The following is a 15,234-nucleotide window of genomic DNA, read 5'->3' as shown; positions in this document are numbered from 1 at the left end:
GGTTTCACCAAGGCGGGGTGCGGGGCCCGGTTCAGCGGGTCTCGGCGGGTGCGATCCTCCTGCGCCGCCACAGCACCACCGGTACCGCGCCGGCGAGCGCGAGGGCGTTCGGGGCGAGGGTCAGTGCGGCGGACGCCGAGGACTTGTCGTTGATGCCGGGCTGCTCGAAGGTGTCCGGGATGGGCAGGGTGCTCCAGCGGTTGATCGGCCAGGCGATGACGATGGCGCGGCCCACGACCTTGTCCACCGGGACCATGCCGTTGTGCTTGTCGCTCTGGTTGTAGCGGGAGTCGCGGGAGTTCTGGCGGTGGTCGCCCATCACCCAGATGTAGCCCTTGGGGACCTTCACCGTGAACTGGCCGCCCTGGTCGTCGACGCTGCACGGGGTGTTGCCCGGGTAGACGATCGAGGTGTCGTTCAGCGCCTTGCCGTTGACCTTCAGCGGGCCGCTGCCCTTGCAGGAGACCGTGTCGCCGCCGACGCCGATGACGCGCTTGATCAGGTCCTTCTCCTCGGCGGACGGCATCAGGCCGATCCAGCTGAGGACCTTCTGCAGCGCGTTCGGGTTCGCCGTCGGCTCGCCGGCCAGCCAGTTGTCCGGGTCGTGGAAGACGACCACCTCACCGCGCTCGGGCTTCGAGCCGAACCAGGGGGTGAGCTTGTCCACCAGGACGCGGTCGCCCTGCTGGAGGGTGTTCTGCATCGAGTCCGAGGGAATCGAGAACGCCTGCACGAGGAAGGTCTTGATCAGCAGCGCGAGGACGAGCGCGATGACGATCAGGATGGGCAGCTCCTTCCAGAAGGAGCGCTGCTTCTTCGCCGTCGGCTTCGAGTCACCCGGGCCCTGGTCGTCCGTCCTGGTCGGTTCACCGGGCGCCGCGGGCTCGTCCTGCGCGCCGGAGTCACTCCCGGAGGTCACGGCGCTGTCCGCGGCCGGGACGGCTGATTCCGCGGGGCGCCCGCGGTGCTCCTCGCCGTCGTGTCCGGACCGTGCGCCAACCGCCACATCCCCCACGCCAACTCCTTACTCTGTGCCGCCGCCTGAGCCGTACCCGGCGCAGGCCCACCACTCCCATAACGAGCGGGAGTTCCGCAGGGCTCGGGAGCTGGATCGCTGTCTTCGGATCGTCGGGTGCAACCCTATGCGACAGCCCGGGGGACGCGGTCGTCCCCGACACGGAGTTGGAAACGGAGGAGAAAGTTTTAGGTTCCTTCAAGGACGTCATGTGCCCGAGGGGCCAGGCGATCACCATGGCCCGCCCCACGACGGAGTGCAGGGAGACCGTGCCGCCGTAGTCGGTGTTCATGTGGGCGCGGGAGTCGGCCGAGTTGCCCCGGTGGTCGCCCATCACCCACAGCCGCCCCTGGGGGACGGTGATGTCGAACGGCTGGGTGGAGGGGGCGTTGCCGGGATACAGGTAGTCGGCCTCGGTCAGGGGAACGCCGTTGACGGTCACCCGCCCGTCGGTGTCACAGCACTTGACGTGGTCCCCGCCGACGCCGATGACCCGTTTGATGAGGTCCTTGTCGTTGGCCGAGGGCAGCAGGCCGATGAAGGTGAGCCCTTCCTTGATCTGCTTGACGACGACGGGGTCGTCCTTGGCCGTCGTGGTCTGCTCGCCCGCGAGCCAGCCGCCGGGGTCCTTGAACACAACGACGTCCCCGCGCTTGGGCTCGGAGCCGAACCACGGGGTGAACTTGTCGACCAGGACGCGGTCGCCGATCCGGATCGTCTGCTCCATGGAGCCGGACGGGATCACGAACGCCTGGACGAGGAACGTCTTCAGGACGAGCGCTATCAGGACCGCCACACCGACCAGGAGCGGAATCTCCTTGACCGCGCTGCGCCTGCGCTTTCGTTTGACCTTGCGCTGCAGTTTGCGCCGCTCCGCGCGGGTGCGGCCGCCGCTCGGCGCGGTGCCGGTGGAGGTGCGCCGGGAGCCGGTGGGCAGCAGGTTCTCGGTGCCGAACGTGCTGTAGCCGCCGCTCGGCTCCGGACGGCGCGGTTTGCCGCGGTTACCCATGCGCACCGCCGGCGGCGGGCACGCGCGCGTAGGCGGCGGGGCGGTGCAGGCGGGTCCAGTGGGTGGTGGGCCATACGATCCAGTCGGCGCGGCCGATGACGTCGGAGACCGGGATCATGCCGCCGCCCGGCGAGCCCAGGTGGTCGCGTGAGTCGCTCGAGTCGCCGCGGTGGTCGCCGAGGACGAAGAGGGTGCCGTCGGGCACGACGACACGGAAGGGCACCGTCGACGGGCTGTCCCCGGGGTACAGGAAAGCCGACTCGTCGACCGACCGGCCGTTCACCTCGATCCTCCCCTCCTTGTCGCAGCAGACAACGCGGTCTCCGCCCACGCCGACGACGCGCTTGATGTAGTCCGCGTCACCGAAATACCCAGTTCCGTCGAACACCACAACATCGCCACGGCGCGGCTCGGCACCGAAACGGTACGCCAACTTATTTACGAGAACGCGGTCCCCGATCCTCAATCCCTGTTCCATGGATCCGCTGGGAATCTGGAATGGTTGAGCCACGAAAGAGTTGAGGAGCAGCAAAAAGACCAGGCAGACCAGCAGGGTCAGGGTGATCCGGCCGCCGGGCAGCCAGTCGGTGATTCGCGCCACCAACGCGAAACGCGACCGGCCCTCCGCAGCCACTGGTTCAGGGCGGGAGGAGCGGTCGCGCTCCGTGTGCTGTGCTTCGGTGTCCATCGGGGCGGAATGGTATCCGGCCCCGCTGTGACCACCGGTGAGCGCTCAGCTCTCGCGCTTCTCCTTGATCTTCGCCGCCTTGCCGCGCAGCTCGCGCAGGTAGTACAGCTTGGCGCGACGCACGTCACCGCGGGTGACGAGCTCGATCTTCTCCACGATCGGGGTGTGCACCGGGAAGGTGCGCTCGACGCCGACGGAGAAGGAGACCTTGCGGACCGTGAAGGTCTCGCGGACACCGGCGCCCTGGCGACGGATCACAACGCCCTTGAACTGCTGCACACGGGAGCGGTTGCCCTCGATGACGCGGACGTGGACGTTGACGGTGTCACCCGGGCGGAAGGCCGGGATGTCGCTGCGCAGCGACGCGGAGTCGACGGAGTCGAGCAGGTGAGACATTTCGTCTGCTTTCTTCGCTGATGCCACAGGTCATCAACGGGAGCTAGGTGTTCCAGGAAGGATGCTGTCCGTGTCGGGGCGGGCGTCGTGTCCCCCTGTGGCAGGGGCGCACGCCGGACGACGCACAACAGCGGCCTATTCTTCCACGCCCTCTGGCCTGCGCCAAAATCGGCCGTACGGCTCCCCCTCTGGATCCGGCGCCCAGCCCAGGATGGAGAGCATCTCGCGGTCCTTCTTGTCGAAGGCCTTGGGGTCGCAGCGCTCGATCAGGTCGGGCCGGTTGGCCGTCGTACGCCTGAGGGCCTCGTCGCGGCGCCAGCGGGCGATCTTGCCGTGGTGGCCGCTGAGCAGCACGTCGGGGATGGAGCGTCCGCGCCACTCGGGGGGCTTGGTGTAGACGGGGCCCTCCAGGAGGTTGGCCATGGGGCCGGGCGCGAAGGAGTCGTCGCGGTGCGACTCGGCGTTGCCGAGGACGCCGGGCAGCAGCCGGGCCACGGCCTCCGTGATCACCAGGACGGCCGCCTCGCCGCCGGCGAGGACGTAGTCGCCGATGGACACCTCGTACACCGGGACGCGGGTCGCGTACTCGTCGATGACACGGCGGTCGATGCCCTCGTAGCGCGCGGGCGTGAAGATCAGCCAGGGGCGCTCGGAGAGCTCGACGGCGAGTTCCTGGGTGAAGGGACGGCCGCTGGGGGTGGGCACGATCAGCGCGGGGGCGTGCGAGCCGCTCTCGTAGCCGTCGGCGAGCACGGTGTCGAGCGCGTCTCCCCAGGGGTCGGTCTTCATGACCATCCCGGGGCCGCCGCCGTACGGGGTGTCGTCGACGGTGTTGTGCCGGTCGTACGTCCACGCCCGCAGGTCGTGCACCTGGACGTCGAGCTGCCCACGCGCGCGTGCCTTGCCGACGAGGGAGACGTTCAGCGGTTCGAGGTACTCGGGGAAGATCGTGACGACGTCGAGGCGCATGTCCTACGACTCTTCCCGCGAGGAGGCGATCTCGGCACGGTCGTCGATCAGGCCGGGCGGCGGTGTGATGACCGCCTTCTGCTCCGCCAGGTCGATCTCGGCGACGATCTCCTCGACGAACGGGATCAGGACCTCGCTGCCGTCGGGGCGCTCCACGATGAACAGGTCCTGCGAGGGCAGGTGCGAGATCTCGGTGATCCGGCCCACCTCCACGCCGTCCCGGGTGACGACGTCGAGATCGATGAGCTGGTGGTCGTAGTACTCGTCCTCCTCCTCGGGCAGTTCGTCGGGGTCGACCTCGGCGATCAGGAGGGTGTTGCGCAGGGCCTCGGCGGCGCTGCGGTCTGCCACGCCCGCGAAGCGCAGCAGGAGGCGGCCGCTGTGGACGCGTCCGGTCTCGATGGTGAGCGGGCCCGCGGAGGCGGGATCGGTGGCGAGTACGGCGCCGGGGGCGAGCCGCACTTCGGGCTCGTCCGTACGGACCTCGACGGTGACCTCGCCCTTGATGCCGTGGGCACGGCCGATGCGAGCGACTACCAGCTGCACGGTGCTTGCTTCTCCTGATCCGGTTGCACACGACTACGGGCCGGGGACGGCCCAGTGGCCCTCCCCGGCCCGAGCCGGTGCTGCGTTTTCGGCGTCAGCGGACGTGGTCGACGTCGACGAGGTCGACGCGGACACCGCGGCCGCCGATGGCGCCCACGACGGTACGCAGAGCGCGTGCGGTGCGACCGTTGCGGCCGATCACCTTGCCGAGGTCGTCGGGGTGGACCCGGACCTCGAGGACACGTCCGCGGCGCAGGTTGCGGGATGCGACCTGCACATCGTCGGGGTTGTCGACGATGCCCTTCACGAGGTGCTCGAGAGCCTCCTCGAGCATGCTCAGGCCTCGGCCGACTCGGACTCGGCGGCAGCCTCGTCCTTCTTCTCCGCCTTCTTCTTCTGGGTGATCGCCTCACCCTTGCCCTCGTCGTCGCCACCCAGGGCCTCGAACGACGGGCGCGCCTTCTTCGGCTCGGCGACGAGCAGCGGAGCCGGGGCGGGCTCGCCCTTGAACTTCTGCCAGTCGCCGGTCTTCTTCAGGATGGCGAGGACGGGCTCGGTCGGCTGCGCGCCGACACCCAGCCAGTACGCCACGCGCTCGGCGTCCACCTCGATGACCGACGGGTTGTAGGTCGGGTGGTACTTGCCGATCTCCTCGATCGCACGGCCGTCGCGACGGGTGCGGGAGTCGGCGACGACGATGCGGTAGTGAGGCGAACGGATCTTGCCCAGACGCTTCAGCTTGATCTTGACTGCCACGGGAGTGGGTTCTCCTGGATTTGACGTGGTTGGGCACGGCGAGAAGGCCGCGTGGGGTTGCGGTACCCGAGTGCCCGATGGACGCGTCAGCCGGAGGAGAGAGGGGTCCTGTGCGGCTGTCGAGTACAGCTAGCCATTGTGCCACACCCGGCGGGTCGCTCACGCCGGGTGGTCCGGGGCATGCCTGAGGGGCACCCGGCTCTCCGGGTGCCCACAGGCTGCACACGTCCGCCACGGCATCACGGGTGCGGCTGCCACGAGCAGCCGCATCCTCATGCCGCGCCGACGACCTCCGGAATCCGGAACGGCTTGCCGCAGCCGCCGCAGACGATGGGGGCCTGGGCCAGGACGGACGGGACGACCCGGACGTTGCGCCCGCAGTCGCACACGGCCTTCACGCGCACCCCTCCGCCGGAGGAACCGTGCCGGGCGGCCGGTCCCCGGAAGCTCTTCGGGGTGTCCGCGGAGGTCGCCGCCGTGTGCGCCTTCAGGGCGCGCTGGAGGCGCTCCATCGTCGGACGGTAACGGCGCTTGGCCTCGGGGTTGAGCGTGACCAGCGAGAAGCCGCTGCTGGGATGCGGTTCCTCGGGGTGGTCCAGGCCCAGCTCCTCGGCGATCGCGAGGAATCTGCGGTTGTGGTACCGGCCGGCACGGGACGTGTCGCGCACGCCGCGTGCTGCGGCGATGCCGTGGACTGCCTCATGGAGCAGTCGCTCGAAGGAGAGCTCGTGCCCGCACGCGGACGACGACTCTCCGATCAGGGATTCTGGCGCGGCGAGGTCGGGCAGCTCGGGGTGGTACCGCTGAATGTCGGCCCACGCCTGTGCCAGCTCGGCGGCGAGAACAGGTGGTGTCTGTGTCGTGCTCACGTAATGACAACGAGCGGGGGTGCCCCTGTGTTCCTATTCCGGGGCATCCCAAATAATTTGCACGTACCCGTCAGTTGCCGCTGATGAGTGGAGACGAGGGCGGGTGCGCTGATCTGCGGAGAAACCTCACAGCTCCTACCAAGGTGGTACGTAGCAAGACCTACGTACCGGCGCGTAGCCACCGTCCACGCGCCGGTGCGGCTGTGTTCCGCGGATGTGCAAGGGGCGTTTCGGCCGCTCTCGCCGCGGAAGGGCGCCGTATCAGTAAGCGCGCGCGACGAGGGCGACGTTACCGGGTGCGTCCTCGGACTCCGGCACCGACCCGTCGGCGCCGACCAGACACCGTACGGTCACCGCGTGCTCGGCCAGCCTGGCCTCGCCCTCCGTGCCGAGATCCGCCCACGGGATCCGCGCCCAGCCGCCGGCCACGGCCGCCTCCACGGCCTCCTCGACCGTCGACACGTCGGCCGTGCGCGACTCACGCCGCGCGCGGGACTGCGCCAGCAGCAGCGCCTGGTCCTCCTCCAGGACGGACGGCAGCAGTCGTACGAGGGAGTCGATCGCCACCGGCTCCTTGCCGCCCGGGATCCGCCGGGCGAGCATCGCCGTGCCGTTCTCCAGGTCACGGGGGCCGACCTCGATCCGTACCGGCACGCCCTTGAGCTCCCAGTCGACGGCCCGGCGCCCGAAGGGGATGTCGGTGCGGTCGTCGACATGGACGCGGACACCCGCGGCCGCCAGCAGATCACCGATCTCGCGGACCTTGGCCAGAACCGTCTCGTCGCCCTTGATCGCGAGGACGACGACCTGGATCTGCGCCAGCCGCGGCGGGACGCGCAGGCCGTTGTCATCGCCGTGAGTCATCACCAGGGCGCCGATCATGCGGGTGGTGGAGCCCCAGGAGGTCTGCCAGACGAGTTCCTGGCTGCCTTCCTTCGACAGGTACCGGGTGTTGAAGGCCTTCGCGAAGTTCTGGCCCAGCTCGTGACTGGTGACCATCTGGAGGGCCTTGCCGTCGCCCATCATGCTTTCGAGGGTCAGGGTGTTGATGGCACCCGCGAAGCGCTCCTTGACCGTCTTGCGTCCGGAGACGAAGTCCATCGCGAGGACGTCCCGCAGAAAATCCCCGTAGACGTGCCGCTGAATACGGGCGGCGAAGTCGCGTGCCTCCTCGTAGGTGGCGTGCGCGGTGTGGCCCTCCTGCCACAGGAACTCGGTGGTACGGAGGAAGAGGCGGGGCCGCAACTCCCAACGCACCACGTTCGCCCACTGATTGATCAGCAGCGGCAGATCGCGGTAGCTCTGCACCCACTTCGAGAAGTACTCGTTGATGATCGTCTCGGAGGTGGGCCGGACGACCGCCGGCTCCTCCAGCTCCTTGCCCCCGGCGTGGGTGACCACGGCCAGCTCCGGTGCGAAGCCCTCGACGTGGTCCGCCTCGCGGGTGAGGTACGACTGCGGGATCAGCAGCGGGAAGTACGCGTTCTGCGTGCCCGTGGCCTTGATCCGGGCGTCCATCTCGGCCTGCATCCGCTCCCAGAGCCCGTATCCGTACGGTCGGATGACCATGGTGCCGCGCACCGGCCCGTTGTCCGCCAGTTCGGCCTTGTTGATGAGGTCCTGGTACCAGCGGGGGAAGTCGTCCGCCCGCGGGGTGAGCACGGATGCCTTTGCCATGCCGGGATATTACGGGGGCACATTGCCGGGATGTGAATTCTTTTCACCGGCGCGGTCAAGCCACAAGCCGGGGACCGTCAACCCCTGGACGAGCAGTCGAGTGCGGAGTTACCTGGCATACGGGGGGAGCGCGAGCGCACGTCACGGGGGCCATGGAAACGGGTACAGCGGCAACTCTCGGCGGATTGGGGCGCTTTACATGACACCTACGCTCGTGCGGCAGCACCTGCCTCATACGGGGACGACACCCCGTGTGGACCTGTGTGCACGCGCGCGTGACTGGTCCGAGATCCAGGAGCGGATGCTGGTTCCGCTCTACGAGGCCGTCTACGAGCGACTGGAGGTGGGCTCCGGCACCCGGATGCTGGGCCTGGGCTGCGGCAGCGGACTCGCCCTGTTGATGGCGGCGTCCAGAGGCGCCGCGGTCACCGGTGTCGACCACCGCTCGCCCGAACGGCTCGCCCTCGCGCGGGAGCGGCTGCTCCCGGAGCCGGGGGGCACGCGCGCGCGTGGGGACACACGACTCGTCGACGGTTCGCCCGGGGACGTCGGGGCCGCGGGCGACGCGGAGACGCCCGCGTACACCCTGGTGACCGCTTTCGAGCCCATCGGGTGTCTCGCGGGCGACTCGGAGGGGCTCGGCGGGCTGCTACGGGCAGCGACACCGCTCGCCGAGCGCGGGGCGCCCGTGGTGCTCGCCGGCTGGGGTCCGCCGGAACGCTGCGCCACGTCGTCCGTTCTGCGGGTGGCCGCCAGGCTGGCGGATCCGCTGCGCGGCGCGGGCAGTTGGCGCCCCGCCCTTCGCGACGACCTGGAGGAGGTCGCCCAGCGGGCCGGCCTCAAGCCGGACGGCTCGGGCCGGGTCTCCTGCCCCTTCGGCTACGCCGGCGTCGACAGCGCGCTGCGGGGGCTGCTCTCCACCGGCCTCTTCGACGCGGCGATCACCGCCACGGACCAGGTCCAGGTCGACAAGGAGCTGACGGAGGCCCTGCACCCGTACCGGCGCGGCGACGGGACGGTGTGGATGCCGAACGTCTTCCGCTACCTGATCGCGCGCGTGCCCTAGAGGGACTCCTTGCCCGTGCCCTGGAGGGACTCCTCGGGCCGGTCGCCCTGTGCCTCCGTGTCCTGCGCGTCCTGCGCGTCCTGCGCGTTCTCGACGTCCTTGGTCAGACGCGTGATGCCCGCGATGCGGTACACGTCCGCCTCCTCCAGGGTCTCCCGCTCCAGCAGGGCCTCGGCGAGTGCGTCGAGTCGGCCGCGGTGCTCGGTGAGCTTGCGGCAGGCCTCGTCATAACATTCGTCGACGATGCGGCGCATCTCGCCGTCGATGACGTCGAGGGTCTGCGGGGCCGCCGCGAGGCCGTAGGCCTGCTGGGCGTCGTTGGGCAGGGCGGAGAGGCGGCCGACGCGGTCGCTCATGCCCCAGCGGGCGACCATGCCGCGCGCGATGTTGGTGACCTGTTCGAGGTCGTTCTCGGCGCCGGTGGTGATCACCCCGTACACGACCTGTTCCGCCGCCATGCCGCCGAGCGCGCCGATGATCCGGCCGCGCAGGTACTCCTCGGTGTAGGCGTACTTGTCGGACTCCGGCGTCGACAGGGTGACGCCGAGGGCGCGGCCGCGCGGGACGATGGTGATCTTGCGGACGGGGTCGGCGCCGGGCTGGAGCATGCCCAGCAGGGCGTGTCCGCTCTCGTGGTACGCCGTCCTGCGCCGCTCCTCGTCGGGCATCACCAGCGGCCGTTCCGCGCCCAGCTGGACCTTCTCCAGCGCCTCCGAGAGGTCGGCCTGGGTGACCTTCTCCTGCTTGCGCTTGACGGCGAGGAGGGCGGCCTCGTTGGCGAGGTTGGCGAGTTCGGCGCCGGTCATGCCCGGGGTGGTCCGGGCGACCTGGGCGAGGTCGACGTCCGGCGCGAGCGGGATCTGGCGGGTGTGGATCTCCAGGATGGCCTGGCGGCCGCCGCGGTCCGGGGGCGAGACCATGACCACCCGGTCGAAGCGGCCGGGGCGGGTCAGGGCCGGGTCGAGGACGTCGGCGCGGTTGGTGGCCGCGATGACGATGACGCCCTCCGAGCCGGAGAAGCCGTCCATCTCGGTGAGGATCTGGTTCAGTGTCTGCTCGCGTTCGTCGTGACCGCCCATTCCGGAACCGCCGCCGCGGGCCCGGCCGATGGTGTCGATCTCGTCGATGAAGATGATCGACGGGGCCACCTTGCGGGCCTCCGCGAACAGTTCACGCACGCGTGAGGCGCCCACACCGACGATCATCTCGATGAACTCGGAGGCGGACGCCGAGAAGAACGGCACCCCCGCCTCGCCGGCGACCGCCCGCGCGAGCAGCGTCTTGCCGGTGCCGGGAGGGCCCGCGAGCAGTACGCCCTTGGGCATCTTCGCGCCCATCCTGCGGTAGGCATCGGGGTTCTTCAGGAAGTCCACGACGTCGTTGAGCTCGCCCTCGACCTCGTCGATGCCGGCGACGTCCTCGAACGTGGTGCGCTGCTGCCCCGGTTCCAGCTCCACCGGCTTGGGCGGCGCCTTGCGGCCGAGCATGCCGCCCGCGCCGCCGAGCCCCGAACTCATCCGCCGTGCGATGAACACCCACACCGCGATCAGCAGCAGCATCGGCGCCAGCGAGATCAGCAGGTTGGACAGGAAGCTGCGGTGCTGGACGACCGGCTCCGCGGTGACCGTGACGTCGTGCTTGGTCAGGTCCTCCCAGACCTTGTCGTCCGCGAAGGTGGGCCGCTCGGTGTTGAACTTGGTGTACTTGCCCTCGCCCTGGGGGTTGTCCCGGGCCTTCTTGAGCTGGCCCTGGATGGCGTTGCCCTTGGCGTAGATCTTGCTGACGTTGCCCGCGTCGACCTGCTTGCTGAACTCGGTGTAGGAGATCGTCGGCTCGTCGCCCTCGTTGAAGAACGACAGCAGCACGTTCGCGATCAGGTACACGACCAGCGCGGTGAGGATCAGGCTCCACCAACCGCCGCGCATCCTCCGGCCGCCCGAGGACGGCTTCTGCGGCTCCTCGGGCGTGCCCTCGGTACGCCAGGGCTGGTCGGGCGACTTGCGCGGCGGCGCGGGGTTGGTCATAAGCGGACGTTACGACAACGACCAACCCCGGGCGTGCGCTGCCGGTGAAATCGACCCATGAACTTAACGAGCGGCCCGTGAACTCTCGTGGAGTTCAGCCCATGAACTTCTTGAACTCGTCCGGCAGCTCGAAGTCCTGGCCGCCCTGCTGACCCGGCAGCCCGAAGGCACCGCCCGGCACGGCACCGCCCTGGGCGGCGGCCCGGCGTGCGGCCTCCTCCTGCTCCTGCTGCTTGCGCTTCATCGGGTTGCCGGAGCGCTGCTTGCCCTTGGCCTTCTTCGGCTGCTTCCGGCTGCGGCCGGGACCGCCGCCCATGCCCGGGATCCCCGGCATCCCGGGCATGCCGCCGCCCTGGGCCATGCGGGACATCATCTTGCGGGCCTCGAAGAACCGCTCGACGAGGTTCTTGACGGCGCTGACCTCGACACCGGAACCCTTGGCGATACGGGCGCGGCGGGAGCCGTTGATGATCGTCGGGTCCTGGCGCTCACCCGGGGTCATCGACTTGATGATGGCGGCCGTGCGGTCGACGTCCCGTTCGTCGATGTTGTTGATCTGTTCCTTGATCTGGCCCATGCCGGGCATCATGCCGAGCAGCTTGCTGATGCTGCCCATCTTCCTGACCTGCTCCATCTGGGCCAGGAAGTCGTCCAGGGTGAAGTCCTGGCCCTTCTTGGAGGCGAGCTTGGAGGCCATCTTCGCGGCCTCTTCCTCGCTGAACTCCTTCTGCGCCTTCTCGAACAGGGTGGCGAGGTCACCCATGTCGAGGATGCGGGAGGCCATCCGGTCCGGGTGGAAGACGTCGAAGTCGTCCAGCTTCTCGCCGTTGGAGGCGAACATGATCGGCTTGCCGGTGACCGAGGCGATCGACAGGGCCGCACCACCGCGGGCGTCACCGTCGAGCTTGGAGAGGACCACGCCGTCGAAGCCGACGCCGTCGCGGAAGGCCTCCGCCGTGTTGACGGCGTCCTGACCGATCATCGCGTCGACGACGAAGAGGATCTCGTCCGGCGAGACCGCGTCCCGGATGTCCGCGGCCTGCTGCATCATCTCCTGGTCGATGCCGAGGCGGCCGGCGGTGTCGACGATGACGATGTCGTGGAGCTTGGTCCTGGCGTGCTGGACGGAGTCCCTGGCGACCTTGACCGGGTCGCCCACGCCGTTGCCCGGCTCCGGGGCGAAGACGGCGACGCCAGCGCGCTCGGCGACGACGCTGAGCTGGTTGACCGCGTTCGGGCGCTGGAGGTCGGCGGCGACCAGGAGCGGCGAGTGGCCCTCTTCCTTGAGGTGCTTGGCGAGCTTGCCCGCGAGGGTGGTCTTACCGGCACCCTGCAGACCCGCGAGCATGATCACGGTCGGGGGCTGCTTGGCGAAGCGCAGTCGGCGGGTCTGGCCGCCCAGGACGGTGACCAGCTCGTCGTTGACGATGTCCAGCACCCGCTGGGCGGGATACTGCGTACCGGAGACCTCGGGGCCGAGGGCGCGTTCCTTGACGTTCTTGATGAACGACCGGACGACAGGCAGGGCCACGTCCGCCTCGAGCAGCGCGATACGGATCTCGCGCGCGGTGGCGTCGATGTCCGCCTCGCTCAGACGCCCCTTGCCGCGCAGATTCTTGAAGGTCGCTGAAAGGCGATCGGAGAGAGTGTCGAACACGGCGGCGTCGGTCCTCGGAGTCGGGGTCAGTGTGAGCGCCTTCCAGGGTATCCGGACCGGCAGGACAATCGCCCCCGCCCGGCACCTTCGAGGTCACCCCCGCAGCGTCTCCTCCAGTTTCCGGGCCACCGAGGCCGCTTCCTCGGTGGGCAGGGGCGTGCCCTCGGGGGCGGTGACGTAGAAGGCGTCCACGGCGTTGGCGCCGAGGGTCGACACGTGCATGCTGCGCACCCGTACCTTCGCGTCGTCCAGTGCCCGTCCGATCCGGTGCAGCAGTCCTGGGGCGTCCTGGGCGCGCACCTCGATCACCGTGGCGTGCCGGGAGGCGGCCGGGGCGACCGTCACACGGGGCGGCGGGGCCACGACTCCCCGGCGGCGCGGATAGGCGGCGTCCCGCTCGGCCAGGCGTCCCGCGATGTCCAGGGAGCCGTCCAGGGCCCGTACGAGGTCCGCACGCAGCCGAGCGGCCTGCGGCAGGGAGCCGTACTCGGCGGCCACCCGCCAGTCCAGCAGCAGCACCGAGCCCTCGACGCCGTCCGGCAGGTCCAGGGTCCGCAGTCCCGCCGTGCGCACGGTCAGCCGGTGCACGGCGAGGACGCCGGCGACCGCGGGCAGCACGCCCGGCTGGTCGGGCACGGCGATCAGCAGCTCCACGCCGAGCGGTTCGGGGTCCCCTGAGGGCTGGTCCTCGGCCGGCGGCTCGGTCTGCGCGCGCAGCGACAGCACGGGAGAGCCCGTGGCGACCGCCTCGATGGCGAGCCGTTCCTGCTCGGCGGTGGGCGCGGCGGCCTCGGGCTCGTCGGGGACGTCCCCGGCGAGGACCGCGGAGACCCGCTTCACGAGATCGGCGACGAGCGAGCCGCGCCAGGACGACCAGGCGGCCGGTCCGGTGGCCAGCGCGTCCGCCTCGGTCAGCGCGTGCAGCAGCTCCAGCGTCCCCTGCGAGCCGACCGCGTCTGCGACCGACCGCACGGTGGCCGGGTCCTCCAGGTCACGCCGGGTGGCGGTGTCGACGAGCAGCAGATGGTGCCGTACCAGGGTCGCGAGCACGGCGACCTCGTCGCGGTCGAAGCCGATCCGGGCGGCCACGTCGCGCGCGATGATCTCGCCGGCCACCGAGTGGTCGCCGGGCCAGCCCTTGCCGATGTCGTGCAGCAGCGCGGCGACCAGGAGGAGGTCGGGACGGTGGACGCGGCGGGTGAACTCGGAGGCGCGCACGGCCGTTTCGATGAGGTGCCGGTCGACGGTCCAGATGTGCACGGCGTTGCGCTGCGGCCGGCACCGCACCCGCTCCCAGTCCGGCAGCAGCCGGGTGATCAGCCCCTCCGCCTCCAGTGCCTCCCAGACCTCGATGGTCGGATGACCGGAGCCGAGCAGGGTCACCAGCTGCTCGCGCGCCTCGGCGGGCCACGGCGTGGGCAGGGGGCGCGTGATGGCCGCCATGCGCCGTACGGCGTGCAGGGAGAGCGGGAGTCCGGCCTGCGCGGCGGCGGCCGCGGCGCGCAGCGGCAGGACGGGGTCGCGCTCGGGGCGCGCGGCGCGGGCGAGCACCACCTCGCCGTCCTGCTCCACCACGCCCTCGGCCAGCGGGGAGCGCTCGGCGACCGGCTTGCCGCCGCCCAGCATGGCGCGCAGCCGCGGCCGCACGGCGCGCGACCTGAGGACGCGCCCCACTTCGCGCCAGGTGACGTCACTGGCGTACGAGATCACGCGGGCCGCCTCGTAGACCTGGCGCAGCAGCGTGTCCGCGTCGAGCAGGCCGAGTTCGGCGGCGACCTGGTCCTGTTCCTGGAGTGCGAGCCGGTCCGTCGCGCGCCCTGTCGTGAGGTGGAGCGCGTCACGGACGTCGAGGAGCCGGCGCCGGGCGTCGTCGAGGCCCTCGCGCGGGGCGTCGGCCAGCCAGGAGGCGGCGACGGCGCGCAGGGTGGTGGCGTCCCGCAGCCCGCCGCGCGCCTCCTTCAGGTCCGGTTCCAGCAGGTACTGCAGCTCGCCCTGGCGCTCGGCGCGCTCGGCGCACAGTTCCTGCAGTTCGGGCAGGCGCTTGGGTGCCTGGTTGCGCCAGTCGGCGAGGACGGCGGTACGCAGACCGGCGGTGAGACCGAGGTCGCCGGCGATGTGACGGGCGTCCAGGAGACCGAGTTGGACTTTCAAATCCTCCCCGGCGGTCCTGCGGGCCTCCGCCGGGGTGCGTACCGAGTGGTCCAGGGAGAGACCGAGGTCCCAGACGGGGTACCAGAGACGGTCGGCGAGCGCGGCGACCGCCTTGCTGTCGCTGCCGTCATGCAGGAGCAGCAGGTCCAGGTCGCTGCGCGGGGACAGCTCGCCGCGCCCGTATCCGCCGACGGCGACCAGGGAGACCCCGCGCAGCCCCTCGGCTCCGGCGGCGAAGAGCCCCGTCAGCCAGTCGTCCGTCAGCGCGGACAGGGCCGCACGGCGCGGCGGCCCGGACCGCTCCCCCTCGGTGAGGAGGCGCAGCCGGGCCGCCGCGTAGCCGCTGGGTCCCGAGTCTTCTGCTTCGTTGTGCACGTCCGTACTCGACACCCAGGAGCTCCTGTTCTTTTT

General features: G+C 70.3%; 14 protein-coding genes. 1 reads left to right on the top strand and 13 read right to left on the bottom strand.

The genetic code is table 11. The features are described from left to right. Positions 1 to 31: 31 nt before the first annotated feature. The 10 genes from lepB (ACWCQ1_RS10010) to proS form a co-directional block, all read right to left on the bottom strand. Positions 32 to 1,015 (bottom strand): signal peptidase I, encoded by a 984-nt coding sequence (gene lepB, locus ACWCQ1_RS10010; RefSeq protein WP_133046796.1) that lies wholly within the window; start codon positions 1,013 to 1,015, stop codon positions 32 to 34. Next, positions 903 to 2,024, bottom strand: a complete 1,122-nt coding sequence (lepB, locus tag ACWCQ1_RS10005; RefSeq protein WP_358595716.1) for a signal peptidase I — start codon at positions 2,022 to 2,024, stop codon at positions 903 to 905. Before lepB (ACWCQ1_RS10005) ends, lepB (ACWCQ1_RS10010) begins: the two co-directional genes overlap by 113 nt. Continuing rightward, the gene (gene lepB, locus ACWCQ1_RS10000; protein WP_133046794.1) at positions 2,017 to 2,712 is read right to left on the bottom strand and encodes a signal peptidase I; all 696 of its coding nucleotides are present in this window, start codon (positions 2,710 to 2,712) and stop codon (positions 2,017 to 2,019) included. The genes lepB (ACWCQ1_RS10005) and lepB (ACWCQ1_RS10000) overlap by 8 nt, the downstream gene beginning before the upstream one ends. A 45-nt stretch (positions 2,713 to 2,757) precedes the next feature. Further along, entirely contained in the window at positions 2,758 to 3,108 is a 351-nt protein-coding gene (gene rplS / locus ACWCQ1_RS09995) for a 50S ribosomal protein L19 (protein ID WP_079309735.1), read from the bottom strand. A 135-nt stretch (positions 3,109 to 3,243) separates the two neighbouring features. Next, positions 3,244 to 4,077, bottom strand: coding sequence for a tRNA (guanosine(37)-N1)-methyltransferase TrmD (trmD, locus tag ACWCQ1_RS09990; protein ID WP_451026218.1), 834 nt, complete (start codon positions 4,075 to 4,077; stop codon positions 3,244 to 3,246). Positions 4,078 to 4,080: 3 nt separating this feature from the next. Further along, a complete protein-coding gene (rimM, locus tag ACWCQ1_RS09985; RefSeq protein WP_358595711.1) occupies positions 4,081 to 4,623 on the bottom strand; it encodes a ribosome maturation factor RimM in 543 nt (180 codons plus the stop codon). Positions 4,624 to 4,717: 94 nt separating this feature from the next. Next, positions 4,718 to 4,957, bottom strand: coding sequence for an RNA-binding protein (locus ACWCQ1_RS09980; protein ID WP_003973401.1), 240 nt, complete (start codon positions 4,955 to 4,957; stop codon positions 4,718 to 4,720). A gap of 2 nt (positions 4,958 to 4,959) precedes the next feature. Continuing rightward, a complete protein-coding gene (gene rpsP / locus ACWCQ1_RS09975; RefSeq protein WP_133046791.1) occupies positions 4,960 to 5,379 on the bottom strand; it encodes a 30S ribosomal protein S16 in 420 nt (139 codons plus the stop codon). Positions 5,380 to 5,651: 272 nt separating this feature from the next. Then, entirely contained in the window at positions 5,652 to 6,248 is a 597-nt protein-coding gene (locus ACWCQ1_RS09970) for a hypothetical protein (protein ID WP_133046790.1), read from the bottom strand. Between the two features lie 261 nt (positions 6,249 to 6,509). Then, a complete protein-coding gene (gene proS / locus ACWCQ1_RS09965; protein ID WP_358595702.1) occupies positions 6,510 to 7,925 on the bottom strand; it encodes a proline--tRNA ligase in 1,416 nt (471 codons plus the stop codon). 199 nt (positions 7,926 to 8,124) lie between these two features. Here proS and ACWCQ1_RS09960 point away from each other — a divergent pair, with 199 nt between their 5' ends. Then, on the top strand, positions 8,125 to 8,991 hold the full coding sequence (locus tag ACWCQ1_RS09960; protein WP_358595699.1) for an SAM-dependent methyltransferase: 867 nt from the start codon (positions 8,125 to 8,127) through the stop codon (positions 8,989 to 8,991). Here the strand turns inward: ACWCQ1_RS09960 and ftsH are convergent. From ftsH to ACWCQ1_RS09945, 3 genes are all read right to left on the bottom strand, one after another. Further along, positions 8,988 to 11,015 carry an ATP-dependent zinc metalloprotease FtsH gene (gene ftsH / locus ACWCQ1_RS09955; protein ID WP_358595696.1) on the bottom strand — a complete coding sequence of 676 codons (2,028 nt, stop codon included), beginning with the start codon at positions 11,013 to 11,015 and terminating at the stop codon, positions 8,988 to 8,990. The genes ACWCQ1_RS09960 and ftsH overlap by 4 nt on opposite strands. Positions 11,016 to 11,109: 94 nt before the next feature. Beyond that, on the bottom strand, positions 11,110 to 12,672 hold the full coding sequence (ffh, locus tag ACWCQ1_RS09950) for a signal recognition particle protein (protein WP_133046787.1): 1,563 nt from the start codon (positions 12,670 to 12,672) through the stop codon (positions 11,110 to 11,112). Positions 12,673 to 12,765: 93 nt separating this feature from the next. Then, a complete protein-coding gene (locus tag ACWCQ1_RS09945; RefSeq protein ID WP_133046786.1) occupies positions 12,766 to 15,213 on the bottom strand; it encodes a [protein-PII] uridylyltransferase in 2,448 nt (815 codons plus the stop codon). Between the last annotated feature and the right edge of the window lie 21 nt (positions 15,214 to 15,234).

Source organism: Streptomyces sp. NPDC002144 (assembly GCF_053593695.1).
Note: the sequence above shows the minus strand (reverse complement) of the source record. Positions and strands in the feature narration are given on the sequence as shown.

What these genes read in the sequence shown, in the direction of transcription:
- ACWCQ1_RS09960 (WP_358595699.1), top strand. Translation starts at nt 8,125, where the DNA reads ATGACACCTACGCTCGTGCGGCAGCACCTGCCTCATACGGGGACGACA.
- ACWCQ1_RS09980 (WP_003973401.1), bottom strand. Translation starts at nt 4,957, where the DNA reads ATGCTCGAGGAGGCTCTCGAGCACCTCGTGAAGGGCATCGTCGACAAC.
- lepB (WP_133046794.1), bottom strand. Translation starts at nt 2,712, where the DNA reads ATGGACACCGAAGCACAGCACACGGAGCGCGACCGCTCCTCCCGCCCT.
- ftsH (WP_358595696.1), bottom strand. Translation starts at nt 11,015, where the DNA reads ATGACCAACCCCGCGCCGCCGCGCAAGTCGCCCGACCAGCCCTGGCGT.
- rplS (WP_079309735.1), bottom strand. Translation starts at nt 3,108, where the DNA reads ATGTCTCACCTGCTCGACTCCGTCGACTCCGCGTCGCTGCGCAGCGAC.
- proS (WP_358595702.1), bottom strand. Translation starts at nt 7,925, where the DNA reads ATGGCAAAGGCATCCGTGCTCACCCCGCGGGCGGACGACTTCCCCCGC.
- lepB (WP_358595716.1), bottom strand. Translation starts at nt 2,024, where the DNA reads ATGGGTAACCGCGGCAAACCGCGCCGTCCGGAGCCGAGCGGCGGCTAC.
- trmD (WP_451026218.1), bottom strand. Translation starts at nt 4,077, where the DNA reads ATGCGCCTCGACGTCGTCACGATCTTCCCCGAGTACCTCGAACCGCTG.